At 70.9% G+C, this 24,856-nt stretch carries 23 protein-coding genes and 1 pseudogene; 11 read left to right on the top strand and 13 right to left on the bottom strand.

Translation table 11 applies throughout. The features are described from left to right. Positions 1-93: 93 nt before the first annotated feature. The 5 genes from ACNFOC_RS12765 (at position 94) to ACNFOC_RS12785 (ending at position 6,577) form a co-directional block, all read left to right on the top strand. The gene (locus tag ACNFOC_RS12765) at positions 94-2,133 is read left to right on the top strand and encodes a bifunctional aldolase/short-chain dehydrogenase (RefSeq protein ID WP_416959231.1); all 2,040 of its coding nucleotides are present in this window, start codon (positions 94-96) and stop codon (positions 2,131-2,133) included. Then, positions 2,130-3,593 (top strand): rhamnulokinase, encoded by a 1,464-nt coding sequence (locus ACNFOC_RS12770; RefSeq protein WP_416959232.1) that lies wholly within the window; start codon positions 2,130-2,132, stop codon positions 3,591-3,593. The genes ACNFOC_RS12765 and ACNFOC_RS12770 overlap by 4 nt, the downstream gene beginning before the upstream one ends. Positions 3,594-3,666: 73 nt before the next feature. Next, positions 3,667-4,428, top strand: coding sequence for a (Fe-S)-binding protein (locus tag ACNFOC_RS12775; RefSeq protein WP_416959233.1), 762 nt, complete (start codon positions 3,667-3,669; stop codon positions 4,426-4,428). Further along, a complete protein-coding gene (locus ACNFOC_RS12780) occupies positions 4,425-5,912 on the top strand; it encodes a LutB/LldF family L-lactate oxidation iron-sulfur protein (protein ID WP_416959234.1) in 1,488 nt (495 codons plus the stop codon). Before ACNFOC_RS12775 ends, ACNFOC_RS12780 begins: the two co-directional genes overlap by 4 nt. Next, a complete protein-coding gene (locus ACNFOC_RS12785; protein WP_416959235.1) occupies positions 5,909-6,577 on the top strand; it encodes a LutC/YkgG family protein in 669 nt (222 codons plus the stop codon). The genes ACNFOC_RS12780 and ACNFOC_RS12785 overlap by 4 nt, the downstream gene beginning before the upstream one ends. Here ACNFOC_RS12785 and ACNFOC_RS12790 read toward each other — a convergent pair. Then, positions 6,550-9,660, bottom strand: coding sequence for a family 78 glycoside hydrolase catalytic domain (locus ACNFOC_RS12790; protein ID WP_416959236.1), 3,111 nt, complete (start codon positions 9,658-9,660; stop codon positions 6,550-6,552). The two genes, ACNFOC_RS12785 and ACNFOC_RS12790, sit on opposite strands and share 28 nt — an antisense overlap. A gap of 129 nt (positions 9,661-9,789) precedes the next feature. On the opposite strand from ACNFOC_RS12790, the gene ACNFOC_RS12795 reads away from it, so the two are divergent. After that, positions 9,790-10,944, top strand: coding sequence for a betaine/proline/choline family ABC transporter ATP-binding protein (locus ACNFOC_RS12795; protein ID WP_416959237.1), 1,155 nt, complete (start codon positions 9,790-9,792; stop codon positions 10,942-10,944). Positions 10,945-10,959: 15 nt separating this feature from the next. Here the strand turns inward: ACNFOC_RS12795 and ACNFOC_RS12800 are convergent, their stop codons facing one another. From ACNFOC_RS12800 to ACNFOC_RS12825, 6 genes are all read right to left on the bottom strand, one after another. Next, the gene (locus ACNFOC_RS12800) at positions 10,960-11,538 is read right to left on the bottom strand and encodes a hypothetical protein (protein WP_416959238.1); all 579 of its coding nucleotides are present in this window, start codon (positions 11,536-11,538) and stop codon (positions 10,960-10,962) included. A gap of 40 nt (positions 11,539-11,578) precedes the next feature. Next, positions 11,579-12,517, bottom strand: coding sequence for an ABC transporter substrate-binding protein (locus ACNFOC_RS12805; RefSeq protein ID WP_416959239.1), 939 nt, complete (start codon positions 12,515-12,517; stop codon positions 11,579-11,581). Then, positions 12,514-13,185 (bottom strand): ABC transporter permease, encoded by a 672-nt coding sequence (locus ACNFOC_RS12810; RefSeq protein WP_416959240.1) that lies wholly within the window; start codon positions 13,183-13,185, stop codon positions 12,514-12,516. Before ACNFOC_RS12810 ends, ACNFOC_RS12805 begins: the two co-directional genes overlap by 4 nt. Further along, positions 13,182-13,862, bottom strand: a complete 681-nt coding sequence (locus tag ACNFOC_RS12815) for an ABC transporter permease (protein ID WP_318020537.1) — start codon at positions 13,860-13,862, stop codon at positions 13,182-13,184. The genes ACNFOC_RS12810 and ACNFOC_RS12815 overlap by 4 nt, the downstream gene beginning before the upstream one ends. 62 nt (positions 13,863-13,924) lie before the next feature. Next, a complete protein-coding gene (locus ACNFOC_RS12820) occupies positions 13,925-14,293 on the bottom strand; it encodes a hypothetical protein (protein WP_416959241.1) in 369 nt (122 codons plus the stop codon). After that, positions 14,290-14,847 carry a DUF4232 domain-containing protein gene (locus ACNFOC_RS12825; protein WP_416959242.1) on the bottom strand — a complete coding sequence of 186 codons (558 nt, stop codon included), beginning with the start codon at positions 14,845-14,847 and terminating at the stop codon, positions 14,290-14,292. The genes ACNFOC_RS12820 and ACNFOC_RS12825 overlap by 4 nt, the downstream gene beginning before the upstream one ends. Before the next feature lie 234 nt (positions 14,848-15,081). Here ACNFOC_RS12825 and ACNFOC_RS12830 point away from each other — a divergent pair, with 234 nt between their 5' ends. Both ACNFOC_RS12830 and ACNFOC_RS12835 read left to right on the top strand, forming a co-directional pair. After that, complete coding sequence (locus ACNFOC_RS12830; RefSeq protein ID WP_416959243.1) at positions 15,082-15,864, top strand: ABC transporter ATP-binding protein; 783 nt, start codon at positions 15,082-15,084, stop codon at positions 15,862-15,864. Between the two features lie 3 nt (positions 15,865-15,867). Then, the gene (locus ACNFOC_RS12835) at positions 15,868-17,178 is read left to right on the top strand and encodes an FtsX-like permease family protein (protein WP_416959244.1); all 1,311 of its coding nucleotides are present in this window, start codon (positions 15,868-15,870) and stop codon (positions 17,176-17,178) included. A gap of 139 nt (positions 17,179-17,317) precedes the next feature. Here ACNFOC_RS12835 and ACNFOC_RS12840 read toward each other — a convergent pair whose 3' ends face one another. Continuing rightward, the gene (locus ACNFOC_RS12840; protein WP_416959245.1) at positions 17,318-17,887 is read right to left on the bottom strand and encodes a TetR/AcrR family transcriptional regulator; all 570 of its coding nucleotides are present in this window, start codon (positions 17,885-17,887) and stop codon (positions 17,318-17,320) included. 150 nt (positions 17,888-18,037) lie between these two features. Here ACNFOC_RS12840 and ACNFOC_RS12845 point away from each other — a divergent pair, with 150 nt between their 5' ends. After that, entirely contained in the window at positions 18,038-18,895 is an 858-nt protein-coding gene (locus tag ACNFOC_RS12845; RefSeq protein ID WP_416959246.1) for an AAA family ATPase, read from the top strand. Beyond that, positions 18,892-20,247 (top strand): vWA domain-containing protein, encoded by a 1,356-nt coding sequence (locus ACNFOC_RS12850; protein WP_416959247.1) that lies wholly within the window; start codon positions 18,892-18,894, stop codon positions 20,245-20,247. The genes ACNFOC_RS12845 and ACNFOC_RS12850 overlap by 4 nt, the downstream gene beginning before the upstream one ends. 15 nt (positions 20,248-20,262) lie before the next feature. On the opposite strand, the gene ACNFOC_RS12855 is transcribed toward ACNFOC_RS12850, so the two are convergent. Beyond that, complete coding sequence (locus ACNFOC_RS12855) at positions 20,263-20,964, bottom strand: SDR family oxidoreductase (protein ID WP_416959248.1); 702 nt, start codon at positions 20,962-20,964, stop codon at positions 20,263-20,265. 162 nt (positions 20,965-21,126) lie between these two features. Between ACNFOC_RS12855 and ACNFOC_RS12860 the strand changes: the two genes are divergently transcribed. Continuing rightward, positions 21,127-22,086, top strand: coding sequence for a D-cysteine desulfhydrase family protein (locus ACNFOC_RS12860; protein ID WP_416959249.1), 960 nt, complete (start codon positions 21,127-21,129; stop codon positions 22,084-22,086). A gap of 50 nt (positions 22,087-22,136) precedes the next feature. Here the strand turns inward: ACNFOC_RS12860 and ACNFOC_RS12865 are convergent, their stop codons facing one another. The 4 genes and pseudogenes from ACNFOC_RS12865 to ACNFOC_RS12880 form a co-directional block, all read right to left on the bottom strand. Continuing rightward, the gene (locus ACNFOC_RS12865) at positions 22,137-22,496 is read right to left on the bottom strand and encodes a cupin domain-containing protein (RefSeq protein ID WP_329262963.1); all 360 of its coding nucleotides are present in this window, start codon (positions 22,494-22,496) and stop codon (positions 22,137-22,139) included. A gap of 165 nt (positions 22,497-22,661) precedes the next feature. Continuing rightward, positions 22,662-23,642, bottom strand: coding sequence for a pyridoxal-phosphate dependent enzyme (locus tag ACNFOC_RS12870; protein WP_416959250.1), 981 nt, complete (start codon positions 23,640-23,642; stop codon positions 22,662-22,664). Beyond that, positions 23,639-24,352: a helix-turn-helix transcriptional regulator gene (locus tag ACNFOC_RS12875; protein ID WP_416959251.1), complete on the bottom strand. Its 714-nt coding sequence runs from the start codon at positions 24,350-24,352 to the stop codon at positions 23,639-23,641. Before ACNFOC_RS12875 ends, ACNFOC_RS12870 begins: the two co-directional genes overlap by 4 nt. 34 nt (positions 24,353-24,386) lie before the next feature. Beyond that, a pseudogene (locus ACNFOC_RS12880) lies at positions 24,387-24,856 on the bottom strand (aldose 1-epimerase); the annotation flags it as partial.

Genomic DNA, 24,856 nt, shown 5'->3' on the forward strand with positions numbered 1-24,856 from the left:
TTTGCGGGTGCGGGTCCGTTGTGGCTGGTCGCGCAGTTCCCCGCGCCCCTAAAAGAATTGCACTCACCCTCTCTCGAGAAGGACTGAAGGTTCATGGCTCCGCACCCCGAAGCTGCCGCTCTGCTCGCTCGTTCCAATCGGCTTGGCTCCGATCCTCGTAACACCAACTACGCCGGCGGCAATACGTCCGCGAAGGGCACCGACACTGATCCCGTGACCGGGGGTGATGTCGAGTTGATGTGGGTCAAGGGGTCCGGGGGTGACCTTGGGACGCTCACCGAGGGCGGGCTGGCCGTGCTGCGGTTGGACCGGATGCGGGCGCTTGTCGACGTGTATCCGGGGGTCGGGCGCGAGGACGAGATGGTGGCCGCGTTCGACTACTGCCTGCATGGGAAGGGGGGTGCGGCGCCATCTATCGATACCGCTATGCATGGGCTCGTTGACGCCGCTCATGTCGATCATCTGCACCCCGATTCCGGGATCGCGCTCGCGTGTGCCGCCGATGGGGAGAAGCTGACCGGCGAGTGTTTCGGGGGCAGCGTGGTGTGGGTGCCCTGGCGGCGGCCCGGGTTTCAGCTGGGGCTGGACATCGCCGCCGTCAAGGCCGCCCATCCGCAGGCTGTCGGGTGTGTGCTCGGGGGGCATGGGATCACCGCGTGGGGTGACACCTCCGAGGAGTGCGAGCGGAACTCCCTGCACATCATCCGGACCGCCGAGGCGTTCCTCGTCGAGCGAGGGAAGGCGGAGCCCTTCGGGCCCGTCGTCGAGGGCTACGGTGCGCTCGGCGATGGTGAGCGACGGGAGCGGGCTGCCGCGCTCGCGCCGTACGTCCGTGCTGTCGCCTCTCAGGACCGGCCGCAGGTCGGGCACTTCACCGATTCCGATGTCGTGCTTGATTTTCTCGCGCGGGCCGAGCATCCCCGGCTCGCCGCGCTCGGTACCTCGTGTCCCGATCACTTCCTGCGGACCAAGGTCAGGCCGCTCGTTCTCGACCTGCCGCCCACCGCTCCGCTGGACGAGGCGATCTCGCGGCTGAAGGAGCTGCACGCCGCCTATCGCGAGGAGTACGCCGCCTACTACCAGCGGCACGCGCTGCCCGACTCCCCCGCGATGCGCGGTGCCGATCCGGCGATCGTGCTGATCCCGGGCGTGGGCATGTTCTCCTTCGGCAAGGACAAGCAGACGGCGCGGGTGGCCGGCGAGTTCTACGTCAACGCCATCAACGTGATGCGTGGGGCCGAGGCCGTGTCGGCCTACGCGCCGATCGAGGAGTCGGAGAAGTTCCGCATCGAGTACTGGGCGTTGGAGGAGGCCAAGCTTCAGCGGATGCCCAAGCCCAAGCCGCTCGCCACGCGGGTCGCGCTCGTCACCGGTGCGGGGAGTGGCATCGGGAAGGCCATCGCCCGGCGGCTGGTCGATGAAGGGGCTTGCGTTGTTGTCGCGGATCTCAACTCCGCCAGCGCGCAGGCTGTTTCGGAGGAGCTGGGCGGGCCCGACAAGGCCGTCGCCGTCACTGTCGATGTGACCTCCGAGGAGCAGATCGCCGCTGCCTTCAAGGCTGCCCTGCTCGCCTTCGGTGGCGTCGATCTCGTGGTCAACAATGCCGGGATCTCCATCTCCAAGCCCCTGTTGGAGACTTCGGCCCGGGACTGGGACCTTCAGCACGACATCATGGCCCGCGGGTCGTTCCTCGTCTCGCGTGAGGCTGCCCGGGCGATGATCGCGCAGGGGCTCGGGGGCGACATCCTGTACATCGCCTCCAAGAACGCCGTGTTCGCCGGGCCCAACAACATCGCGTACTCCGCGACCAAGGCCGACCAGGCCCATCAAGTACGGCTGCTCGCCGCCGAGTTGGGTGAGCACGGCATCCGTGTCAACGGGATCAACCCGGACGGTGTCGTGCGCGGCTCGGGCATCTTCGCGGGCGGCTGGGGTGCGCAGCGGGCGGCGACCTATGGGATCGAGGAGGAGAAGCTCGGCGAGTTCTACGCCCAGCGGACCATCCTCAAGCGTGAGGTGCTCCCGGAGCATGTCGCCAACGCCGTCTTCGCCCTCACCGGTGGGGACTTGACGCACACCACCGGGCTGCACGTCCCGGTCGACGCCGGCGTTGCGGCCGCCTTCCTTCGGTGAGCGCCGACGTGAAGGCGTATGCCGCGGTCGACCTGGGCGCGTCCAGTGGGCGGGTCATGGTCGGCCGCGTCGGGCCGGACTCCCTGGAGTTGGCGGAGGCGCACCGCTTTCCCAACCGGCCCGTCCGCACGCCCGAGGGGCTGCGCTGGGACATCCTCGCACTGTACGCCGGTGTCCTGGACGGGCTCCGGGCGGCCGGCGCGGTCACCGGCGGGCGGCTCGACTCGGTCGGCATCGACAGCTGGGCCGTGGACTACGGCCTGCTGGACGCGGACGGGGCGTTGCTGGGCAATCCCGTGCACTATCGGGACGCCCGCACGGAGGGCGTCGCCGAGAAGGTGTGGGCGACCGTGCCCGCGGGTGAGTTGTACGCGTCGACCGGGTTGCAGTACGCGCCGTTCAACACCCTGTACCAGCTGACGGCGGCCCGCGACTCCGCCCAACTGGCGCACGCCGAACGGCTGTTGCTCATCCCCGATCTGCTGTCGTACTGGCTCACCGGGGAGCAGGGCACCGAGCTGACGAACGCCTCGACCACCCAGCTCATCGATCCCCGGACGCGCGACTGGGCGTACGACATCGCCTCGCGCCTCGGTATCGACCTCGGGCTGTTCGCGTCGTTGCGGCAACCGGGCGATCCTGCCGGGGTGTTGCGGGCCGAGGCGGTGGAGGAGACGGGGCTGAGCGGGCCCGTGCCGGTGACGGCGGTCGGTTCGCATGACACGGCGTCAGCGGTCGCCGCGGTTCCGGCAGTTGAGGAGCGGTTCGCCTACATCTGTACCGGCACCTGGTCCCTGGCCGGTCTGGAACTCGACGCGCCGGTGTTCGGCGAGGCGAGCCGTGCCGCCAACTTCACCAATGAGCTGGGGCTGGACGGCACGGTCCGCTATCTGCGGAACATCATGGGGCTGTGGCTGCTTCAGGAGTGCGTACGGGCCTGGGGCGAGCCGGAGTTGGGCGAGTTGCTGCGCGGGGCGGCCCGGGTGCCGGCGCTGCGGTCGGTCGTGGACGCGGGGGACGCCGGATTCCTGGCGCCGGGGCGGATGCCGGAGCGCATCGCCGATGCGTGTCGCGGTTCCGGGCAGCCGGTGCCTCAGTCCCGGGCGGAGATCACGCGCTGCATCCTCGACTCCCTCGCGCTGGCCCATCGGCGGGCGGTCGGCGACGCCCAGGAACTCGCCGGGCATCCGGTCGACGTCGTACATGTCGTCGGGGGCGGTACCCGCAACGCGCTGTTGTGCCAACTGACCGCCGACGCCTGCGGGTTGCCGGTGATCGCGGGTCCCACGGAGGCCGCCGCCCTGGGCAACGTGCTCGTCCAGGCGCGGGCCCACGGGCTCGTCGGCGACCTGGCCGGGATGCGGAGGCTCCTCGCCCGAACCCAGCCGACCACCCGTTATGAACCGCGAGGCGACACCGCCCGGTGGCGTGCCGCCGAGGCCCGGATCGCCGCACGATGAACCGGGGGCTCCCCGAGACGGTGACCTCCGACTACGCTGCACCCATCCGATGATCGACCACTAAGGAGCCGCGATGCGTGTCGCCCTGTTCCTGACTTGCGTCAATGACACGCTCTATCCGGACACCGGGCGCGCCGTGGTGAAACTGCTGACCAGGCTGGGCGTCGAGGTCGACTTCCCGATGGCCCAGACATGCTGCGGGCAGGCGCACTACAACACCGGCTACCGGCATGAGGCCGAGCCGCTGGCCCGGCATTTCTCCGATGTCTTCGGGGAGTACGAGGCGATCGTCACGCCGTCCGGGTCGTGCGGGGCGATGGTGCGGGAGCTGTATCCGCGGATGGGGGAAAGGGCGCGGGCCGAGGGGCGGGGGGACACTCTCGCGGCCACGTTGGCGCCGGTGGTACCGAAGACGTACGAGCTGACCGAGTTCCTCGTGGACGTGCTCGGGGTGACGGACGTCGGGGCCCACTACCCGCACAAGGTGACCTATCACCCCACCTGTCACGGGCTGCGCAGCCTCGGGCTCGGCGACCGGCCCCGGAAGCTCCTCCAGGCCGTCAAGGGGCTGGAGTTGGTCGAGCTGCCCGGTGCGGACGAGTGCTGCGGGTTCGGCGGCACGTTCGCCGTGAAGAACGCCGACGTCTCGGCGGCCATGGGTGCCGACAAGGTGGCCAACGCCGCGTCGACGGGCGCCGAGGTGCTGTGCGCGGCGGACAACTCCTGTCTGATGCACATCGGGGGCACGATGGCGCGGCTCCACACCGGGATGCGGCCGGTGCACATCGCGGAGATCCTGGCCGCGACGGAGACGGAAGAGGAGGCGGGCGCATGAGCGGGACGTTCGTCGGTATGCCCGCGTTCCCGGCCTTCCCCGTGGCCGCCCACGAGGCCGTCAACAACCAGACCCTGCGCGGAAATCTGCGCCACGCCACCCACACGATCCGCGCCAAGCGGGCCAAGGCCGTGGCGGAGCTGTCCGACTGGGCCGCGCTGCGCGAGGCCGGCAAGCAGATCAAGGACCACACCCTCCGCCATCTCGACCGGTATCTGGTCCAGTTGGAGGAGTCGGTGACGGCGGCGGGCGGCATCGTCCACTGGGCCGCCGACGCGGACGAGGCCAACCGGATCGTGACCCGGCTCGTCAAGGAGACGGGCGAGTCGGAGGTCGTCAAGGTCAAGTCGATGGCCACGCAGGAGATCGGGCTCAACGAGGCCCTGGAGGCGGAGGGCATCCACGCCTACGAGACCGATCTCGCCGAGCTGATCGTGCAGTTGGGCAAGGACCGCCCCTCGCACATCCTGGTCCCCGCGATCCACCGCAACCGGGGCGAGATCCGGGAGATCTTCGTCCGCGAGATGAGCGAGTGGGGGCGCCCGGCACCGGACGGGCTGACCGACACGCCCGCCGAACTCGCCGAGGCCGCCCGGCTCCACCTCCGGGAGAAGTTCCTGCGCGCCAAAGTCGGTATCTCCGGCGCCAACTTCATGGTCGCCGAGACCGGCACGCTCGTCGTCGTCGAGTCCGAGGGCAACGGCCGGATGTGCCTCACCCTCCCCGAGACGCTGATCTCGGTCGTCGGCATCGAGAAGATCGTGCCCACCTGGCAGGACCTGGAGGTGTTCCTCCAGACCCTCCCCCGCTCCTCGACCGCCGAGCGCATGAACCCGTACACCAGCACCTGGACCGGCACGACCGACGGCGACGGGCCGCGCGCCTTCCACCTGGTCCTGCTCGACAACGGCCGCACCGACACCCTCGCCGACGAGGTCGGCCGCCAGGCCCTGCGCTGCATCCGCTGCTCGGCCTGCCTGAACGTCTGCCCGGTGTACGAGCGGGCCGGCGGTCACGCCTACGGCTCGGTCTACCCGGGCCCGATCGGCGCGATCCTCAGCCCCCAACTCCGGGGCACGGCAAGCGAGATCGACGCCTCTCTGCCGTACGCCTCCTCGCTGTGCGGTGCCTGCTACGAGGTGTGCCCGGTCGCCATCGACATCCCCGAGGTGCTGGTGCATCTGCGGGAGCGGGTCGTGGAGGGCGGGCCGGTGGTCCGCGAGGGCAACAAGGTCGTCCTGCAACCCGCCAAGGGGCACGCGGCCGAGCGCGCGGCCATGCGGGCGGCCCGCTGGACGTTCACCCACCCGGGCGCCCTGCGCACCGGCCAGCGGCTCGCGTCCCGCACCCGGCGCTTCCACCCACGGACCCTGCCCGGCCCCGGCAGGGCGTGGAGCGGGACCCGGGACCTGCCCGCCGTACCCGCGGAGCCGTTCCGCGACTGGTGGCAGCGCACGCACGGTGGAAAGGACGGCTCCAAGTGAGCAGCAGGGAACGGATTCTGGGCCGCGTGGAGCGCGCGCTCGCGGACGTACCGAAGGACGACACGCCCTACGAGCAGGCCTTCGAGCGCGGCTATCTGAGCGAGCACGGGGACCGGAGTGTCGAGCGGACGGTGGAGCTGCTCGCCGAGAACCTGGCCGACTACCGGGCGCTCGTGCACCGGTGCGCGGAAGCCGAACTGGCCGCCGTGCTCGCCGGGTTGCTCGCCGCGCGGGGCTCGAGGACCGTCGTCGTACCGCCGGGTCTTGAGCCTTCCTGGCTCGCGGCGGCCGACGCGGAACAGGTCGCCGACCGGGCCGGGAGCACCCCCGCCGAGCTGGACCGGGTCGGCAGTGTGGTCACGGCGTGCGCGGTGGCCGTCGCCGAGACCGGGACCATCGTCCTGGACGGCGGCCCGGACCAGGGCCGCCGCCGGATCACGCTCGTCCCCGACCACCACATCTGTGTCGTACGGGTGCCGGACCAGGTGGTGTCCTCCGTCCCCCAGGCGCTCCGACGCCTCGACCCGACACGCCCGTTGACCTGGATCTCGGGTCCCTCCGCGACCAGTGACATCGAGCTGGACCGGGTCGAGGGCGTGCACGGTCCGCGCACCCTTGAGGTGGTGCTGGTGAGCGGTCAGGTGAGCGTGGACGTCAACTCGTAGGTGCCGGACGGCAGTTGGTAGGAGGCGGTGCCGTCCGTGAAGCCGAGGAACTGCACGCCCAGCGCCTCGGTCAGGGGCCGGTCGTTCTCGTGGACGGTCGACGGGTCGGTGGTGGGGATGCGCAGGGTCGCCGTGCTGTTCGCGGGGACCACCGCCCGGTACGTCAACTTCCCTTCCCGCACGGTCCATTCGCTGACGATCTCGCCGTGGGGGGAGACGTGTGAGCCGCGGACCTTCGTGATCCTTCCGGTCGGGTCGACGTGCGGCCGGAGGAAGAAGTGCTTGAAGCCCGGGTGTTCGGGGTCCTTGGCGATGCCGACCATGCTCTCGTACATCCACTCCATGATCGCGCCGTACGCGTAGTGGTTGAAGGAGTTCATGTCGACGGGGCCGAAACCGTCCCGCTTCGAGTACGAGTTCCAGCGTTCCCAGACGGTGGTGGCGCCGTTGGCCACCGAGTACAGCCAGGACGGCATCGCGTTCTGGTGGAGGAGGCGGTACGCGAGGTCGACGCGGCCCTCGTCGGTGAGGACGGGAGCGATGACGTTCACGCCGAGGAAGCCCACGGCGAGGGTGTTCTCCGGGTACTCCACGCGGGTGCTGTCGGGGTGGGCCGCCTTGTAGGCGGGGCTGTTGCCGATGTTGTCGGCGAGCAGGGCGACCAGTTGGCGGTGCTGCGACTCCGTGTCGTAGAAGCCGAGTTTGAGGATCCAGAGCAGGGCGGTCTGGGTGTCGTCCTCGGTCTTGCCGGCGCTGTTGCCGGGGGTGTGGGGCGGTGGGTCGCCGAGGCTCGACCTGACCGTCAGCTGTCCGGTGAGGGCGTCGGTGGCGAAGTACTTGGTGATGAAGGCCCGTTTGACGTGGGTGAACAGCCGCTCGTAGGTGGCCGTTTCGGCGGTGCGGCCGGTGGCGCGGGCCATGTCCGCCATGAGGCGGGCGCTGTAGCCGTAGTAGACGTCGCTGATGAGCTGGGTGCTGGTGATCTGGAAGGCGAGCCAGTCGCCGAAGATCGCGCCCTGGCCGGCGTGGGCGTCGCCGGTGCGGCTCCGGATCCAGTCCAGGTACTTGGTCATCGACGCCCAACTGCGGTCGATGATCGTGGTGTCGCCTGACATCTGCCACACCGTCCACGGCACGACCACCCCGCAGTCCGCCCAGCCGCTCGCCGGGAGCGGCCGGCTGTAGCGGTGGCCGGGGGCGACCCAGGGGAACTGGGCCTTCCCCGCGCCGTAGGTGTGCTGCGAGTCGATCAGCGTGTCCTGGAAGTGGCTGAGGAAGGGGACCGCGTCGGTGTTGTACAGGCCCGTGTTGGAGAAGAGCTGGGTGTCGCCGGTCCAGCCGAGGCGTTCGTCGCGCTGCGGGCAGTCGGTGGGTATCCAGAGGTAGTTGCCGCGCTGGCCCCAACGGACGTTGCTGATCAGCTGGTTGACATCGCTGTCGTCGGTGGTGACCGTGCCGATGTCGTGGAGGGCGGAGGTGGCGACCTTGCCCGTGAGCTCGACGAGGGTGACGGTCTCGGTCGTGGTGACGGAAACGTACCGGAAGCCGTAGAACGTCAGCGAGTCCTGATGGGTCTCGCCGGCCGGGTCGCCCTTGAGGGTGTACGTGCTGGTGGCCTCGGCGGTGCGCAGGTTCGCGCGGTAGACCGAGCCGGCCGGCCCGTCGGCGCCGGGGCTGTCGTCGTTGAGCATCTCCCCGGGTCTGAAGGCGACTTGGGCGCCCGCCGGGCCGCGCAGGGTGTAGCGGGGCACGCCGACCAGGTTCTGGCCGAGGTCGATGACGGCGGTGTCGCCGGGGTGCAGGGTGACGGAGACGGTGGACGCCCGCACGGGGTCGGTGACCGTGCGGACGGGGTCGACGACGATCCTGCCCTTGCCGTTCGCGCTGCCGTCCTCGCCGGTGACTCCCGTGTACACGGTGACGGAGTGCGGCTTGCGGTCCCACTCGGGCATCAGGCGGGCGCTCTCGCCGGGATAGGCGACCAACTGGGCCTCGGGGAAGGGTTCTTGTGCCTCGACGGCCGACCAGGTGGAGGTGTCGAAGCCGTTCGCCGTCCAGCCGGGGAGTTCCTCGCGGGCGTCGTAGGACTGGCCGTCGTAGATGTCGTCGGCGCGGTAGGGGCCGGTGTCGGTGGCGCTCCAGTCGGCGCCGGGTGCGGTGACGATCGACTGGGTGGAGCCGTCGGCGTACCGGACGAGGAGTTTCGCCTTGAGGGCCAGGGGGTTGCCGTCGGCCGAGTAGTGGGTGCTGTCCTCGGAGATGCGGCCGTTGTACCAGCCGTTGCCGAGGACGGCGGCGAGGGTGACCTGTGCCGGGTCCGCGAGCAGGTCCGTGACGTCGTAGGTGAAGTAGTTGACCGTGGTGTCGTAGTTGGTCCAGCCCGGGGGCAGGAACTCGTACGTGATGCCGTCGCCCTGGGGCACGGACACCCGCCGGCCGTTGACATAGGCGTCGTACACGCCGAGCGCGGAGACGTACAGCCGGGCCTCGGTCACCTGCCCGCCCGTCAGTGCCGTCTGGCCGCGCAGGAGGGGTGCGCCGGGGGTGTTCGGGCGCTTGCCCGCCATGCCGATCCACCGCGCGCCGTCCCAGCCGGTGACGCCGTCGGTGCTGCGCAGGCCGGTCTCGAAGTAGGCGGTGGGGGCGGCGGTGACGGCGCGGCCGTGCTCGTCCCACACCGTCACCGTCCAGTGGTAGCGGGTCGAGGCGTGCAGTTCGGGGCCGGAGTAGCGGACGGCGACCGAGTCCGCCGAGTCGACGCGACCGCTGTCCCAGACGTCGGCGCTGCCGTGGGTCAGGTGCCGGGGCGAGGTGGCGACCTTGATCCGGTACGCCGTCTGGTGCCGGCCCCGCGCGGTGGACGCCGTGCGCCAGCCGAATCTCGGGTGTGCCGCGTCGACGCCGAGCGGGTCGGTGCGGTGGTCCACGGTCAGGCCCGACACCGTGGTGCCGGCCGAGGCGGTTCCTCCGGCGCCGTTGCCTGCCGCCATCGCCGCGGGGACGACGCTCAGGGCCGCCGTGGCGAGCAGCGTGCGGCGGCGCAGCCTTCCGGTGCGGGCCGTACCGTCGACTTCGTCGTTCATGCCGCTGTCCCTTCGGCCCGCCGAGAGATGGAGGTGCACCGGATCATTCCAGGATCCGCGGGCCCGCGTCACCAGCCGGTGGGACGCTGTTGAAGGGCGGCGTCGGACCGGCGCCGCTAGCGTGAGGACATGATCCGGTTCGAGCAGGTCAGCAAGCGGTACCCGGACGGTACGACGGCCGTGGACGGGCTGTCCTTCGAGGTGGACGAGGGCGAACTCGTCACGCTGGTCGGCCCGTCCGGCTGCGGCAAGACGACGACCATGATGATGGTCAACCGCCTCATCGAGCCCACCTCCGGCCGGATCCTCGTGAACGGCGAGGACATCGCCACGATCGACCCGGTGCGGCTGCGCCGCCGCATCGGATACGTCATCCAGCAGGTCGGCCTCTTCCCGCACCGCACGATCCTCGACAACACGGCGACCGTGCCGTCCCTGGTCGGCTGGAAACGGGCGAAGGCGCGGGCCCGGGCCGCCGAACTGCTCGATCTGGTGGGCCTGGACCCGAAGACGTACGGTCCGCGCTACCCGGAGCAGCTCTCCGGCGGCCAGCGGCAGCGCGTCGGTGTGGCGCGGGCGCTCGCCGCGGACCCGCCGGTGCTGCTGATGGACGAACCGTTCGGCGCGGTCGACCCGGTGGTGCGGGAGCAGTTGCAGGACGAGTTCCTGCGCATGCAGGCCGCCGTGCGCAAGACGGTGCTGCTGGTCACGCACGACATCGAGGAGGCGGTACGGCTAGGCGACCGTATCGCCGTGTACGGGCAGGGGCGGATCGAGCAGTACGACACCCCCGGCGCGGTGCTCGGTACGCCGGCGACGCCGTACGTCGCGTCGTTCGTGGGCGCCGACCGAGGTCTGAAGCGGCTGTCGGTGACGGAGATCGAGCCCGACGACCTGGAACAACCGCCGGTCGCCCGCGTGGACGAGCACGCGCAGCGGGCCGCCGAACGGCTGCGGGTGGAGGGCGCGAGGTGGGCGGTGGTCCTCGACGAGCAGGGCGAACTACAGGGGTGGGTCAAGGCCGACGAACTCACCGCGGGCGGCACGGTCGGCGAACTCGCCCACCGGATGAACGCGTGGGTCCCGGTGGGCGCCCCCTTGAAGCAGGCGTTCGGCGTGATGCTCCAGCACGACGCCGGGTGGGTGGCCGTGCTGGACGGGGCGCGCTTCCTCGGTGTGCTGACTCCGGCGAAGCTGCATGAGGCGCTGCGGCGGTCGGTGGACGCGGACGCGCTGGGGGTGCCGCGGGGTCAGGTGGACTTCGACTCGGTGGCGGACGCCTGAGCGTGGCTCTCCGGCTCAGGTGTAGGTGAGGGGGCAGCCCCGCCGTAGCGCGTGCTGGGCCGCGCGGAGGTACAGGGACACGTAGAAGGCCGTGTCCAGGTCCTCGCCCCAGGTCCCGGGGTGGGTGGCGGCGAACTCCTCCGCCTCGCCCTCCAGGAACCAGAACGTCAGGGCGAGGTTCCCGGACGCCTCCGGTATCTCCACGGGCAGTTCGAGTGCCGCCGCTAGCCGCTCGGCGAGGGCGAGCACCTGGGGTGCGCCGACGATCACCGTCTCGTCCGTGTACGCGGAGCCGATCGGCAGCCGTATCTCCTCGTCGAGCGAGAACGGCACCAGCACCGACCAGTCGCCGAGCAACGCTCTTTCCGCGGGCGTCAGTCGGGCGCGGCACAGCACGTCGAACCCCTGCATGGACGGGCTCAGCTTCTCCTCGAACGCCGCCCCGAAGTCCCGCGCGGGCACGGACGCGTACGGCGGCAGCCCGCGCCGCGCCAGTTCCGCGTCGAGCCCCTTGGCGATCGCCCCCATGCCCCCTTCCCCCGTGTCCTCACTGAACCACTCCTGCGCGTCGACATCGACGAGATAGACACCCATGCCCGCAACGTACAACCCACCACTGACAATCCCCCGGGCCTCACTTCAGCAGGCCCTTGCCCTTCAGATACGTCCGCGCCACGTCCTGCGCCAACCGCCGCCAGCTGTCGACCTGTTGGTTCATGGAGGCGAGGTCAGCGGTGGTCAGGACGTCGTTGAGTTTCCCCAGCGCCTTGGTCACGCCGGTGCTGCCCGCCCGGGAGCGGTTGACGACCGGGACGACGTAGTCGGCGTTCTGGAGGTGTTTGTCGTCGGTGAGGATGACCAGGCCGAATTCGTCGAGGGTGGCGTCGGTGGTCGTGGTCAGCACCATCTGGTCCTGGCCGTTCTGTACGGCGCTCTTGGCCTGTGTCGTGCCGACGCCCTTGGGGTCGACGGCGGTGATGTCGATGCCGTAGGTCTTCTTCAACCCTGGTTCGCAGTACGGGCGTTGCACGCACTCGTCGCCCGCCGCGAGCCGCACCTCCAGTCCCGAGGCACCGAGGTCGCTGAGGGTCTTGAGGTGGTGTTCGCGAGCGTACGAGCGGGCCACCGCGAAGGCGTTCTGGTCGACGGCCTTCCCGGGGTCGAGCACCGTGAGGCCGCGGGGCGTGGCCAGTTGGCGGAGTGCCTTCATCGTCGTGGCGAGGTCGGGTGAGCCGACGGGCGGTGCGTCGGGGCCGTTGGTCTTGGCGTTGAGCCAGTCGGCGAAGGTGGCCGCGTACTCGGGCACGACGTCGATCTGCCCCGATTCCAGGGCGGGTTCGTAGAGTTCGCGGTTGGCGACGGTGAGCAGGGACGTCTTGTAGCCGGCCTGGTTCAGCAGGAGCGCGTACATCTGGGCGAGCAGGTCGCTCTCGGTGAATCCGGCCGAGCCGATGGTGAGGTGGTGGCTGTCGCCCGGGGGTGCGGTGACGGCGCCCTGGTTCTCCAGGGACGGGCCGGTCGAGCAGCCGGTGACCAGGAGAAGCAGGCAGGCCGCGGCCGTACGTCGCTTCATCGCGCTCTCCCCGCCCAGCGGGGCGCCAGCCGTTCGGCGACCTCGAAGACGCCCTCGACGAGCAGCGCGAACACGGCGACGAGCACTGCCCCGGCCACCACCTGTGCGGTGTCGGCGAGGTTGAAGCCGGCGGTGATGATGCGGCCGAGTCCGCCGCCGCCCGCGAGTGCGGCGATCGTGGCGGTGGCGACGAGTTGGACGGCCGCGATCCGGACGCCGTTCATCAACAGCGGCAGGGAGAGCGGAAGTTCGACGCGGAACAACATCTGACGGCCTGTCATCCCCATGCCGCGCGCGGCCCGCACCACATCGCGGTCGACCTCGCGCATGCCGACGTACGCGTTGGTGAGCAGTGGCGGTACGGCGAACAGGACGAGGGCGACGACCGTGGGCCCCTCGCCCCACTTGCCGATCGGGGTCAGGAGCAGCAGGACGAGGACGGCGAAGGTGGGCACCGCGCGGCCGATGTTGGAGATGTTCACGGCGAGCGCGCCGCCCTTGCCGAGGTGGCCGAGGACGAGCGCGACCGGCAGCGCGATCAGGCAGCTGATGACCAGGCACACGACCGTGAGGACCAGGTGCTGCGCGAGCCGGTGCCAGATGCCGTCGTCGCCCGACCAGTGGGCGGAGTCGGTGAGCCAGTGCCAGGCGTCGGTCAGGGTGTTCATCCGCGCACCGCCCTCGTCCAGGGGGTGATCAGCCGTTGCACGAGCAGGAGGAGCAGGTCGGCGACGATCGCGATCACCACGCACAGCACGGACGCGGTGAGCACCTGTGCCTTGAAGTAGGTGTTCATGCCCGCGTAGATGAGGTTGCCGAGTCCCCCGAAGCCGACGATCGCACCGACCGTGACCAGCGAGACCGCCGAGACGGTGGCGATACGGAGGCCTGCCATCGCGGCGGGGAGCGCGAGGGGCAGTTCGACGGTGAGAAGGAGGCGGATGGGGCCGTAGCCCATGCCGCGTGCGGCCTGTCGGGTCTCTTCGGGGACGGCGCGCAGGCCCGCGAGGATGTTGCGGACGAGCAGGGTGAGCGAGTAGAGGACGAGCCCGGCGACGACGAGGGTGGCCGAGAGGCCGTAGACGGGCAGGAGCAGCGAGAACATCGCCAGGGACGGGATCGTGTAGAGGATCGTCGTCACCGCGAGCACCGGTCCCGCCGCCCAGCCCCAGCGGCGGGCCACCACCGCGAGCGGAAGGGCGATCGCCAGGCCGATGAGCACCGAGACCGCGGTCAGTTGGAGGTGCTGGACGACCGCGTCGACGAGGATGTGGCGGCGGGTGCTCAGGTACTCGCCGCAGATCCACTCGTTGCGGGCGAGGCAGTCGTCCGGGGGCGCGGTCACAGGTCCATTGCATCGGGCGGGCCCCGGGGCGGCTCGTTCTGGTGACCCGTACGGGCGGTCGGTCAGGGGTTCCAGTAGGTGGAGAGGGAGGCGACGAAGGCCGCTGCGGACGTGAGGACCACGAGTTGGGTGGCGGCCGTGGTCCAGAGGCGGCAGGCGATCGCCAGGGCGACGGTGACGGCCTCGGCCCGGCAGAGGAAGACGACGCAGTGGTACTGGTAGGAGGCGGCCGTGGAGTCCATCATCCCGGCATAACCCATCCAGTCCGCCGTGAAGACGCCCTCGCTGCCGAGCAGGAGGATCACCGCGACGAGGAGGACGTCCAGGCCGGCGAGCAGCCCGCACGCGATGGCGTCGGCCCGTCGGTGTGCGCGCGAGCGGCGCAGGACGCGCTGCGGGAAGCCGTCGACGGGGGTGCTCTGGTCCGTCATCGGGTGCCTCCGGCGGTACGCCACGGTCCGACGCCGAGCCTGCCTGTCGTCCCGAGGTCGAGGCCGCCGTCCGGTGTCAGGAGGAGCGGCAGGGAACCGGACCGCGCCGCGACCGTCAGATAGCGCACGTAGACCGCGCCGTCGAAGCCGGTGGTGGTGTTGCGCCACAGCAGGCCGGCGGACGCGGTCTCGCCGGGTGCGAGCGTCACCGCGCCCGGTGGATCGTCGAAGCCGGTGACCGTGGCGATACCGGCGCTGCCGTGGATCACCGACACACCGGTCACGTGCTGCTGGTCGCGGTCGAGGAGGCGGACCTCGGGGTAGCCCTCGACGCGGTAGGCGTGGGTGCCGCAGTTCTCCAGGGTGAGGTCCATGGCGCGCAGGCCCATCGCGGGGTTCACCGGTCCGGCCGTGACGCGGACGCCCTCCTCCGGGCAGACGGGGCCCGGCTTCGACCATCCGGCGGCGGGATCGTCGTAGGAGACGTCCGTGACCGTCCAGATGACGGCCCCGACGAGGAGCCCCACCACCGCGACCAGCACGGTGTCGTACACGCTTCTCGGCATCCTTCGCGGCATGCGCAGAGTCGATCAAGACGGGGGCGGGATCGCTGTGGCGGAAGCCATACCTCCGGTCACAGCCCTGTCACAGCATGTCCCGCGGACCCGAGCGCGGGGGTGTCGCTGAGTACACCCCGCGATACGGGTTCTGCGCCCAATGTGCGTAACCGGCGCTCTCCGTAGCGTCGTCGGCGAGGCACAGGGCGTGCCGCACGGAGGGTGATGGCGATGTTCCGCACCGCACGAAGCACGCACGACAAGGGACCCGCCGCCGAGGCGCTGCGGCTGGTCAAGGTGAGCAGGACCTACGGCTTCGACGACAGCGCGGTGACCGCTCTGGACGGGGTCACGCTGAGCCTGGAGCGCGGCACGTTCACGGCGGTGATGGGTCCTTCGGGTTCCGGCAAGTCGACGCTGTTGCAGTGCGCGGCGGGTCTCGACCGGCCGGACAGCGGGATCGTGATGGTCGACGGCGCGGAGATGACGGGCGGGAGCGAGGCCGAGCTGACACGGTTCCGGCGCAGTCGGATCGGGTTCGTGTTCCAGCAGTACAACCTCCTGGACACGCTCACCGTCGCGCAGAACACCGTGCTGCCGCTGAAACTCGCCGGGCGGCGCGTCGACCGGCGGCGGGCCCAGGAGGTCCTGACCTCGGTCGGGCTCGGCGACCGGCTCGGCCACCGCCCCGACCAGCTCTCCGGCGGTCAGCGGCAGCGGGTCGCCATCGCCCGCGCGCTGGTCACCGAACCCCGGGTGATCTTCGCGGACGAGCCGACGGGCGCCCTGGACACGCGCAGCGCGCGGGGCGTGCTGCTGCTGTTGCAGGAGGCGGTGCGGGTGCACGGCCGGACCGTGGTGATGGTGACGCACGACCCGGTCGCCGCCTCGTACGCCGACTCGGTGGTGTTCCTCGCGGACGGCCGCCTCGCCGGCCGGATGCACGCACCGACCGTCGACGCGGTCGCCGAACGGCTCGCGCACCTGGGCGACGACGTGACGGCGGGGGTGTGACCGATGTTCGTACTGGCGATGCGTTCGATCCGGCAGCGGCCGGGCCGGTTCCTGGCGACACTGCTGGCCGCGTTCCTGGGCGCGGCGATCATCATGACGTTCAACTCGCTGCACGACACGGCGGCGCAGCGCGGCATCGACTCGGTCAGCGCCGACACCCTGTCCACCTCGTCGAGTGTCGTCGGGGGCTACGGCACCCTGCTGGTGTTCTTCGCCGTCGCGTCGACGCTGACCGTCAACGTCCGCCAACGGTCGAGGGAGTTGGAGACCCTGCGCTGCTCGGGGGCGACTCCGGCGCAGCTGAAGCGGATGGTCGTGGGTGAGGCGGTGGCCGTCGCGCTGCTGGGCGCGATCCTCGCCGTCGGTCCCGCGATGCTCGGCGGACGGGCACTGCTCGGGGCGTTCAAGGACAGCGGCCAGGTGGCCCGGTCCGTCGACTACTCCTTCGGCCCCTTCGCCCTCCAATCGGGCCTGGGCATCACGCTGTTGGCGGCAGCGGGCGCCGCGTTCCTGGCCGTACGGCGGGCGACGCGCGGGCGCCGGCAACAGGGCCGGGCACGCGCATTCCTCGCCTACGCCGCGCTGGTCGCCGGTGTGGTGTCGGTGTCGGCGACCTTCGCCTTCTCCGCCACGGACGCGGCGTTGATGGCGGCCCCGGCGTACGGCGCGATCCTGCTCTCGGTCGGACTGGCCCTGCTGGCGCCACGCCTGCTGAAGGGCCTACTCGACCGCCTCCAACTGACCGGCGCGAGCGGCTGGTTGGCCGTCCGCAATCTGCGCGAGCGGACCGACCAGCTCGCCGGGATCCTGATGTCGCTGATCCTGTTCACTGCGGTGTCCACGGCGACGCTGTACATGCAGGCGGTGGAGAGCGACGCGGTGAAGTCCTCGGGCCTGACGAAGTCGGTGGACGCGAAGAACCTGGAGACCCTCAACTTCACGGTCGTCGGCATCATCGTGGTCTTCGTCTGCGTGATGCTGGTCAACTCGCTGTACGCGGCGACGACTTACCGTGCCCGCGAGTTCGGCGGCCAGCGCCTGGCGGGCGCGACCCCGGGGCAGGTGCTGCGCACGATCGCCACCGAGACGGCGATCCTCACGGTCACCGGCGTACTGTCCGGCACAGCGGCCGCGCTGGCGGGCATCATCCCGTTCACCATGGTCCGCACGGACTCGGTCCTACCGCACCAGGGACTCGGAATCTGGCTCACGGTCGCAGCGGTGGCGGCAACGGTGACACTGGGCACAAGCCTGCTGACGGCACACCGGGTGCTGCGCACACCGGCGGTGGAGGCGGTGGCATTGGCCGCGTGAGTCCCCGCCGGACGGGAAAGGGGCAGCCGCTACACCGGCTGCCCCTTGACCCACGGTCCGGGAGCGCCCCAAAGGGGCGCGGGGAACTGCGCGCCCAGCCACAACGGCGCCGCAGCCAATCAACGACATGACCCAACGCTCAGGCAACCCCGGCCGCATCCAACAACGTCCGCACAGTCGAGACAGTCAACCCGTCCAACGACTCCAACTTCGCCCCGGCACGAGCACTGGCCCCATCGAAGACCAGCATCAACTGCCGTGCCAGCAACCCCGGATCACGCGCGCCCCCCAACTCCGCCTGCTCCCGGAACGCGTCCTGCAACGTCTCCTTGGCCGCCCGGGCCACCACGCTCGCCGGATGCCCGGGATCCTTCAACTCGACCATCGTGGCAAGGAAGGGACAGCCCAGATAGCCGACCTCCGTCGACGACTTCTCCGCCTGCTCGAAGACGTACAGGATGCGCTCGCGCGGTGTATCGGCGTCATCCGGACCGGCCGTGAGCCGCGCCGCGTACCCGGGCGCACGCCGCTCCAGGCTCGCGGCGAGAACCTCGTCCTTGCTGTCGAAGAGCTGGTACATCGACCGCTTCGAGACCCCGGCGGACTTGCACAGCGCCTCCACGCCGATGGAAACGCCGTCGCGGTAGAACAGCTCGGCCGCCGCGTCCAGCAGCCGGTCCCGGGGTGACGCCTTCTCTGTCGTGGCCATACTGCGAGGTTACCGCGCCGGACGCCAAGAGGAAACCGATCGGTGTACACGCTTGCGCGGGCACCCGGCCCCGGGTGACAGTGAAGGTGAACAAGCGCTTAGATATGTTGCCGCGCGCCGATGTACCACCCGTGACCCGCCGGAGGCCCCGTGTTCCGTTCCGTCGACGAAGTCGCCGCCCGACTCGCCGAGACCGGCTATCTGGCCTCGCCCGCGGTCGCCACGACCGTCTTCCTCGCCGACCGCCTCGGCAAGCCGCTCCTCGTGGAGGGCCCGGCCGGTGTCGGCAAGACGGAGCTGGCCAAGGCCGTCGCCGAGGTCGCCGGAGCCGAGCTGGTCCGGCTCCAGTGCTACGAGGGCGTCGACGAGTCCCGGGCGCTGTACGAGTGGAACCACGCCAAGCAGTTGCTGCGCATCAGCGCGGGCCGCGACGAGAGCTGGGACGAGACCCGCACCGACATCTTCAGCGAGGAGTTCCTGCTCCCCCGCCCGCTGCTCACGGCGATCCGCGGCGACGACCCGAAGGTCCTGCTGATCGACGAGACCGACAAGGCGGACGTCGAGGTGGAGGGCCTGCTGCTGGAGGTGCTCAGCGACTTCCAGGTCACCGTCCCGGAGTTGGGCACGATCACCGCGACCCGCCGCCCCTTCGTGGTCCTCACCTCGAACGCGAGCCGTGAGCTGTCCGAGGCCCTGCGCCGCCGCTGCCTGTTCCTCCATATCGGCTTCCCCGACGAGGAGTTGGAGCGTCGGATCGTACGGCTGAAGGTGCCGGGGCTCGGTGCGGCGCTGGCCGAGTCGGTGGTGCGGGTGGTCGGGGCGCTGCGCGAGATGGAGCTGCGGAAGGTGCCGTCGGTGGCCGAGACCATCGACTGGGCCCGCACCCTCCTGGCGCTCGGCGCCGACACCCTCGACGAGACGGTCGTGCGGGACACCCTCGGCGTGCTCCTCAAGCACCAGGACGACATCCTCAGGGCGGCCGCGAAGCTCGACCTGGACGCCGTGTGACCGCCGCCGGTGTCACCGAGCGGCTGACGGGCCTCGTCGGGGCGCTGCGCGCGCACGGTCTGCGCATCGGCACCGGCGAGACCGTGGACGCGGCGCAGGCCATGGAGGCGCTCGGGTTCGCGGACCGTGAGCTGCTGCGCGAGGGGCTGGCCGCGACGCTGCTGCACGGCACGGGTCAACGCCCGCTGTTCGACCCGGTCTTCGACCTGTACTTCCCGCGCGGCATCGGAGCACCCCAGGGCGAGCCCACCAACCGCGACGACCTCCGCGACCGGCTCGCGGCAGCGCTGGCCGCCAACGACCAGGCTTTGATGGGGCAGTTGGCGGCGGAGGCGGTCGACGGTTTCGGCGGCTACGGCAACTCCCCCACGTCGGACGGCTGGTCGTCGCACCAGACCCTGGAGTGGCTGCGTCCGCAGACGCTGCTCGCCCGGGTGCGTACGAGCATCCGGGCGGAGGGCGGCCAGTCCGGGTTCACCGACCGGCTGCTCGACGACGAGATCCGGCAGCGCATCGAGGGCTTCCGGCGGCAGGTCGCCCTGGAGGCACGGCGTCGGGTCGCCGAGCGGCGCGGCAGGGACGAGATCGCCCGGCGGGCGATCGCTCCGACGGCCGACCGCGTCGACTTCCTGTTCGCCGGACGGGCCCAACTGGCCGAGCTGCGCAGGGCGGTTCAGCCGTTGGCCCGGAAGCTGGCCACCCGTCTCGCCGCGCGCCGCCGCCGCGCCTCCAGGGGCACGATCGACCTCCGCCGCACCCTGCGCGGCTCACTGTCCACAGGCGGGGTGCCGATGCGTCCGGTGCTGCGCCGACGCCGGCCCGTCCGGCCCGAACTGGTGCTGCTGTGCGATGTGTCGGGCTCGGTGTCGGGCTTCTCCGACTTCACGATGCTGCTGGTGCAGGCGCTGCACGACCAGTTCAGCAAGGTGCGTGTGTTCGCCTTCGTCAACCGCCTCGACGAGGTGACACCGCTGCTCGCGCACGGCACGGCCGACCCCGAGGGACTGGGCACCCGCATCCGCGACGAGGCCACCCTCACCGGCTGGCACGGAAGCAGCGACTACGGCGTCGCCCTGGGCGAGTTCGCGGAGCGCTACGGCGACGCGGTCGGCCCGCGTACGACCGTGTTCGTGCTCGGTGACGCCCGTACCAACATGAGCGACCCGAATCTCCCGGCCGTCCGGCAGATCGCCCGACGGGCCCGCCGCGTCTACTGGTTGAACCCCGAGCAGCGCACCCAGTGGGGCACCGGCGACTCGGCGGCGCCCGGTTACACGGAACTGGTCGAGATGCACGAGTGCCGGAACGCCCAGCAACTCAGCGCGCTGGTGGGCCGGTTGCTGCCGATCTGAGCACCGCCGGTCCGGTTAGGCGGCCAACTGCGGGTACAGGGCGCCGCCTTCGGCGGAGAGCCCGGCCTTGACCTGGCGGGTCAGGTCGTCGGCCAGTACCTCGAAGGCGCCGGCCTCGATGCCGTCGAGGGCCTGGGCCGCCACGCTCTCGGGAGTGGACTTGGGCGCGTCGACATGCGCGGCCATGTCCGTGTCGACGTAGCCGACATGCAGTCCGGTGACGTCGATTCCGCGCGGCTTCAGGTCCAGGCGCAGGGAGTTGGTCTGCGACCAGAAGGCGGCCTTGGACGCGCTGTAGGAGCCGGCGAGACCGACCCAGGACAGCACCGAGTGGACGTTGAGGAGGTGGCCGCCGCCGTTGCGCTCGATGATCGGCACGAAGGCGCGCGTGACGAGCAGCGGGCCATAGAAGTTGGTCTCGAACTCGCGGCGGATGTCCTCGACGGGCGAGTCCAGGAAGTTCGCGTTCACGGACGCGCCGGCGTTGTTGATCACGATCGTGACGTCCTGCGCCTGTTCGGCCGCCGCCGCGACGGAGGCGGTGTCGCTGACCTCCAGCGCCAGCGGGACGGCGTCCGGGTGCGTGACGGTCTTCGGGTCACGGGCGGTGGCGTACACCTTCTTCGCGCCGCGCTCGTACAGGGCCTCGACCAGCGCCCGGCCGATGCCGCGGCTGCCGCCGGTGACGAGGACGACGGAACCTTCGATGTTCGTCATGGGGATCTCCTGAGGTGAGGGGTGCCGTGGGAGCGCGGCAGGAGGGTGGGAAACCGATCGGTTTCCTCATGTCGACCACAGTAAACCGATCGGTTTCCATGGGCAAGCCCGTGGGCCCGCCCGCAAGCCGACCGGCGACCGGAGCACGCGATGATGGACGCCATGAGCGACCCGCACGTGGAACTGGCCACCTTCCCCACCCCCGTCGAACCGGCGCCGAGACTCGCCACCGCGATCGGGCTGGGCCCGGACGACCTGTGGATCAAGCGCGACGATCTGACCGGCCTCGGAGGCGGCGGCAACAAGATCCGCAAGCTGGAGTGGACCGTGGGCGCGGCGCTCGCCGAGGGCGCGGACACCCTGGTCACGACCGGCGCCCCGCAGAGCAACCACGCCCGTCTGACGGCGGCCGCCGGAGCACGGCTGGGCCTGGGGGTGGTGCTGGTGCTGCGCGGATCGCCGGGTGTGTCGCGCTCGGGGAACCTCGCCCTCGACGGGCTGTTCGGCGCGCGGATCGCCTGGGCGGGCGACGTGGACCAGACTGGACTGGACCGGGCGGCGGCCGAGGTGTGCGAACAGCTCCGCACGTCGGGCGCCAGGCCCGCGCTGATCCCGTTCGGCGGTTCCAGCGCGCTCGGCGCACGCGGATATGTGCGCTGTGGCGAGGAGTTGCGCCGACAGCTCCCCGATCTCCGTACCGCCGTCGTCGCGCTCGGCTCGGGCGGCACGATGGCGGGGCTGGTGGTCGCGCTCGGGGCGGAGGCGGTCCTCGGCGTCGACGTGGGAGCGCTGCCCGAACCCGCCCCCGCCGTAAGCGAGTTCGCGGGTCTGACCTCACCGGATGGACTGCGCGTACGACGGGACCAGATCGGCGGCGGCTACGCCACGCTCACCGCGCCCACCGCCGAGGCCCTCGCCCTCGCCGCCCGCACCGCCGGGCTCGTCCTCGACCCGACGTACACGGGACGGGCGATGGCCGGGCTGATCGCGGCCGTCCGGGACGGCGACATCAGGCCGGGTGAGCGGACCGTGTTCGTGCACACGGGCGGGCTGCCCGGCCTGTTCGGGCACGCGGAAGGTGTCGCGTACGCCGAGGGGCGGGTCGTCGAGTACCGGACATGACATACGCGCCCGGCGGGTGCGGTGCCGCGAGGCGCGTACATCCGGAGGGGCTACGGAGCCTTCGCGTAGTCCGTGGCCATGCCGCCCGCGAAGTCGTACACGATGACCTGTTCGTCGCCGACGACCCACGCGTCGTGTCCGGGCGGGCAGACGAAGACGTCGCCGGGACCCACTTCGCCCTCGCCGCCGTCGTCCATCAGAAGGTGCATCCGTCCCTGGACCACATAACCGTTGTGGTGGACCTCGCAGCTCTTGGTTCCCGCGATCGGTGCCACGGACTCGGACCAGCGCCAGCCCGGTTCGAAGGTGCCCACGGCGAAGTCGAGACCGCTGAGGTGGACTGCTTCGAGGTGGCCGCGGGGGAAGTCACGTCGCTCGTCCGGCTTGTCGACCGTCTTCACTTCCAGCATGACGGCTGCCTCCATTCCGGCCGCGCACAGCGCGGCCGGGGCCGGTCTCCGTCTCCCGGCATCCTCGAACGGCACCGGCGCTCCGGCGGGGGCCGCGCCCCACCACTCCATCGTCTTCCTGTCCACCCGGGAGCGCCATTCGGGGGAACGCCGGCTCGGGCACCGTCAGGACGAGCCGCTCGCGCACAGCCGCGCGAACCGCTCGGTGTCGATGTTGCCGCCGGACACAATCATCCCCACCCGGCCCGAAAGCGAGCCCGCGCGCCCGGCGAGGAGCGCGGCCAGCGGGGTGGCACCACTGGGCTCGACGACGATCTTCAGCCGCTCGAAGGCGAACCGCATCGCGTCCTTGATCTCCTCGTCGCTCACCAACGCGATCTCGTCGACCAGCCGCCGGTTCACGGAGAAGGTCAACTCACCGGGCGTATCGGCCGCTTGGCCGTCGGCGATGGTGCGCGGCACCGGGATGGACACGCGCCGGCCCGCCTCCAGGGACCGCCTGGTGTCGTCCCCGGCCTCCGGTTCGACACCGATCACGCGGGTGCTCGGGTGCAGCCCCTTGACGGCGGTGGCCGTCCCGGCGATCAGCCCGCCGCCGCCCACGGGCACCAGTACGGCGTCCAACTCCCCCACTTCCTCGACGAGTTCGAGTGCCGCCGTGCCCTGCCCCGCCATGACGTGCGGATGCTCGTAGGGCGGGATGAGGGAGAGCCCGCGCTCGGCGGCCAGGGCCTCCCCGATGGCCACGCGGTCGCCGCTGTAGCGGTCGTACGTGACGACCTCGGCGCCATATCCCTCGGTGGCGGCCCGTTTCGAGGCCGGGACGTCCTCGGGCATGAGGATCACCGCGGTGGTGCCGAGTTCGCGGGCGGCGAGGGCGACGGCCTGGGCGTGGTTGCCGGACGAGTAGGCGGCGATGCCGCACGCGAGTTGCTCCGGCGTCAGCCGCGAGGCCGCGTTGTAGGCGCCGCGGAACTTGAAGGCGCCGATCCGCTGGAAGTTCTCGCACTTCAAGTGCACCTCGGCGCCGACGAGTTGGTCGAGGGTGCGCGAGCGCAGCACCGGGGTGCGGTGGGCGACGCCCTTGATCTGGGCGGCGGCGCCGAGGACGTCGTCGAGGGTGATGGGCGGGGTGCCGGTCGTCACGCGTCTCCTCCAGTGGAAGCGGAATCAGCGGCGGGACCGGGCGGTGTGCCCGTCGCCGCGCGGGTCTGCGAGAGGTAGCTGTAGGCGGAGGCCCGGGAGATGCCGAGCCGGGCGGCGACCTGCTCGATGGCCCGGCGCACGGCGAAGACCCCGTGCTCGTCGAGGCCGCGGAACAGCTCCAGCCGCTGCGCGCGGTCGAGTTGGACCCAGGTCCTGCCCCGCCGTAGCTGATGGGCGTCGACGATGGCCTCGACGACGGAGTCGATGTCGTTGCCGAAGGTGGTGGTGGTCGGCGCCTCGGCCGCACCACCCCCGCCGATCGCGGCAAGGAGTGCCTGCGCCTGCTGTACGGCGGTCACGTCGACGTTGACGCACAGCGCGCCGAACACCGCGCCCGTGGAGTCGCGCAGCACCATCGTGGACGACTTGAGCTGTTGGCCGCCCTTGGTCCGGGTGAGGTAGTTCAGCTCGTCGGCGGCCTCGTCCCCGCGCGCCAGCATGCGCAGCCCGATCTCGCTCATCGCCCCGCCCACCGACCGCCCGGTCAGGTCCCCGGCGACGGCGACCACCGACTTCTCCGGCTGCCGGTAGTCGTGCAGCACCACCTCGCACACCGGACCGAACGTCGCCGCGATGCCGTCGACCACGGGCACCAACGCGGCGATGATCGCGTCGCGTTCGGCGTCGCGGGCCGGGTTGCCGTCCGTCATTGCCACCCCTCGGTTCAGACTGTAAGTCCAATCACTATACTCGCAGTCCAGAACCGGGCAGGTATGTGACGCCGAAGCGGAATTCCCGCTGCCGACCGGGCTCCAGGGACAGGGCGCCGGCGTGTTCCGGACGGTTGTAGGCGTCGGTCGGTGCCTCGACGGGTTCCAGGGCGAGGGAGGCACGCCGGTCGCGGGCCAGGGTGTCGCCGGTGAACACGTGCAGGTACCCGCCGTGCTGCCACACCCGTAGTTCGTCTCCGGTCACGGGGTCGCTCAGCACCGTCTCGGTCCGGCCGCCGGGGCCGGGGACCAGGTCCGCGAAACAGGCGTCGATGACGGCGTCGCCGAGCCTCCTGGGCGTACGGAAGTCCATGTCGGGGCAGCGGTCCAGCGGCAGCAGGGCCTCCTTTCCGCGCAGGGGGATGAGGGAGGCGTCGGTGCGGATCAGGGTGTGGGCGGGGATCCGCAGGACGAGGTCGTCGATGGGGCGGGAGAGGGTGAAGT

Source organism: Streptomyces colwelliae (assembly GCF_048158785.1).
Taxonomy (GTDB): domain Bacteria; phylum Actinomycetota; class Actinomycetes; order Streptomycetales; family Streptomycetaceae; genus Streptomyces.

What these genes read in the sequence shown, in the direction of transcription:
- ACNFOC_RS12810 (WP_416959240.1), bottom strand. Translation starts at nt 13,185, where the DNA reads ATGAACACCCTGACCGACGCCTGGCACTGGCTCACCGACTCCGCCCAC.
- ACNFOC_RS12860 (WP_416959249.1), top strand. Translation starts at nt 21,127, where the DNA reads ATGAGCGACCCGCACGTGGAACTGGCCACCTTCCCCACCCCCGTCGAA.
- ACNFOC_RS12780 (WP_416959234.1), top strand. Translation starts at nt 4,425, where the DNA reads ATGAGCGGGACGTTCGTCGGTATGCCCGCGTTCCCGGCCTTCCCCGTG.
- ACNFOC_RS12865 (WP_329262963.1), bottom strand. Translation starts at nt 22,496, where the DNA reads ATGCTGGAAGTGAAGACGGTCGACAAGCCGGACGAGCGACGTGACTTC.
- ACNFOC_RS12800 (WP_416959238.1), bottom strand. Translation starts at nt 11,538, where the DNA reads ATGGGTGTCTATCTCGTCGATGTCGACGCGCAGGAGTGGTTCAGTGAG.
- ACNFOC_RS12835 (WP_416959244.1), top strand. Translation starts at nt 15,868, where the DNA reads ATGTTCGTACTGGCGATGCGTTCGATCCGGCAGCGGCCGGGCCGGTTC.
- ACNFOC_RS12765 (WP_416959231.1), top strand. Translation starts at nt 94, where the DNA reads ATGGCTCCGCACCCCGAAGCTGCCGCTCTGCTCGCTCGTTCCAATCGG.
- ACNFOC_RS12820 (WP_416959241.1), bottom strand. Translation starts at nt 14,293, where the DNA reads ATGACGGACCAGAGCACCCCCGTCGACGGCTTCCCGCAGCGCGTCCTG.
- ACNFOC_RS12805 (WP_416959239.1), bottom strand. Translation starts at nt 12,517, where the DNA reads ATGAAGCGACGTACGGCCGCGGCCTGCCTGCTTCTCCTGGTCACCGGC.
- ACNFOC_RS12855 (WP_416959248.1), bottom strand. Translation starts at nt 20,964, where the DNA reads ATGACGAACATCGAAGGTTCCGTCGTCCTCGTCACCGGCGGCAGCCGC.
- ACNFOC_RS12775 (WP_416959233.1), top strand. Translation starts at nt 3,667, where the DNA reads ATGCGTGTCGCCCTGTTCCTGACTTGCGTCAATGACACGCTCTATCCG.
- ACNFOC_RS12840 (WP_416959245.1), bottom strand. Translation starts at nt 17,887, where the DNA reads ATGGCCACGACAGAGAAGGCGTCACCCCGGGACCGGCTGCTGGACGCG.
- ACNFOC_RS12875 (WP_416959251.1), bottom strand. Translation starts at nt 24,352, where the DNA reads ATGACGGACGGCAACCCGGCCCGCGACGCCGAACGCGACGCGATCATC.
- ACNFOC_RS12795 (WP_416959237.1), top strand. Translation starts at nt 9,790, where the DNA reads ATGATCCGGTTCGAGCAGGTCAGCAAGCGGTACCCGGACGGTACGACG.
- ACNFOC_RS12790 (WP_416959236.1), bottom strand. Translation starts at nt 9,660, where the DNA reads ATGAACGACGAAGTCGACGGTACGGCCCGCACCGGAAGGCTGCGCCGC.
- ACNFOC_RS12830 (WP_416959243.1), top strand. Translation starts at nt 15,082, where the DNA reads ATGTTCCGCACCGCACGAAGCACGCACGACAAGGGACCCGCCGCCGAG.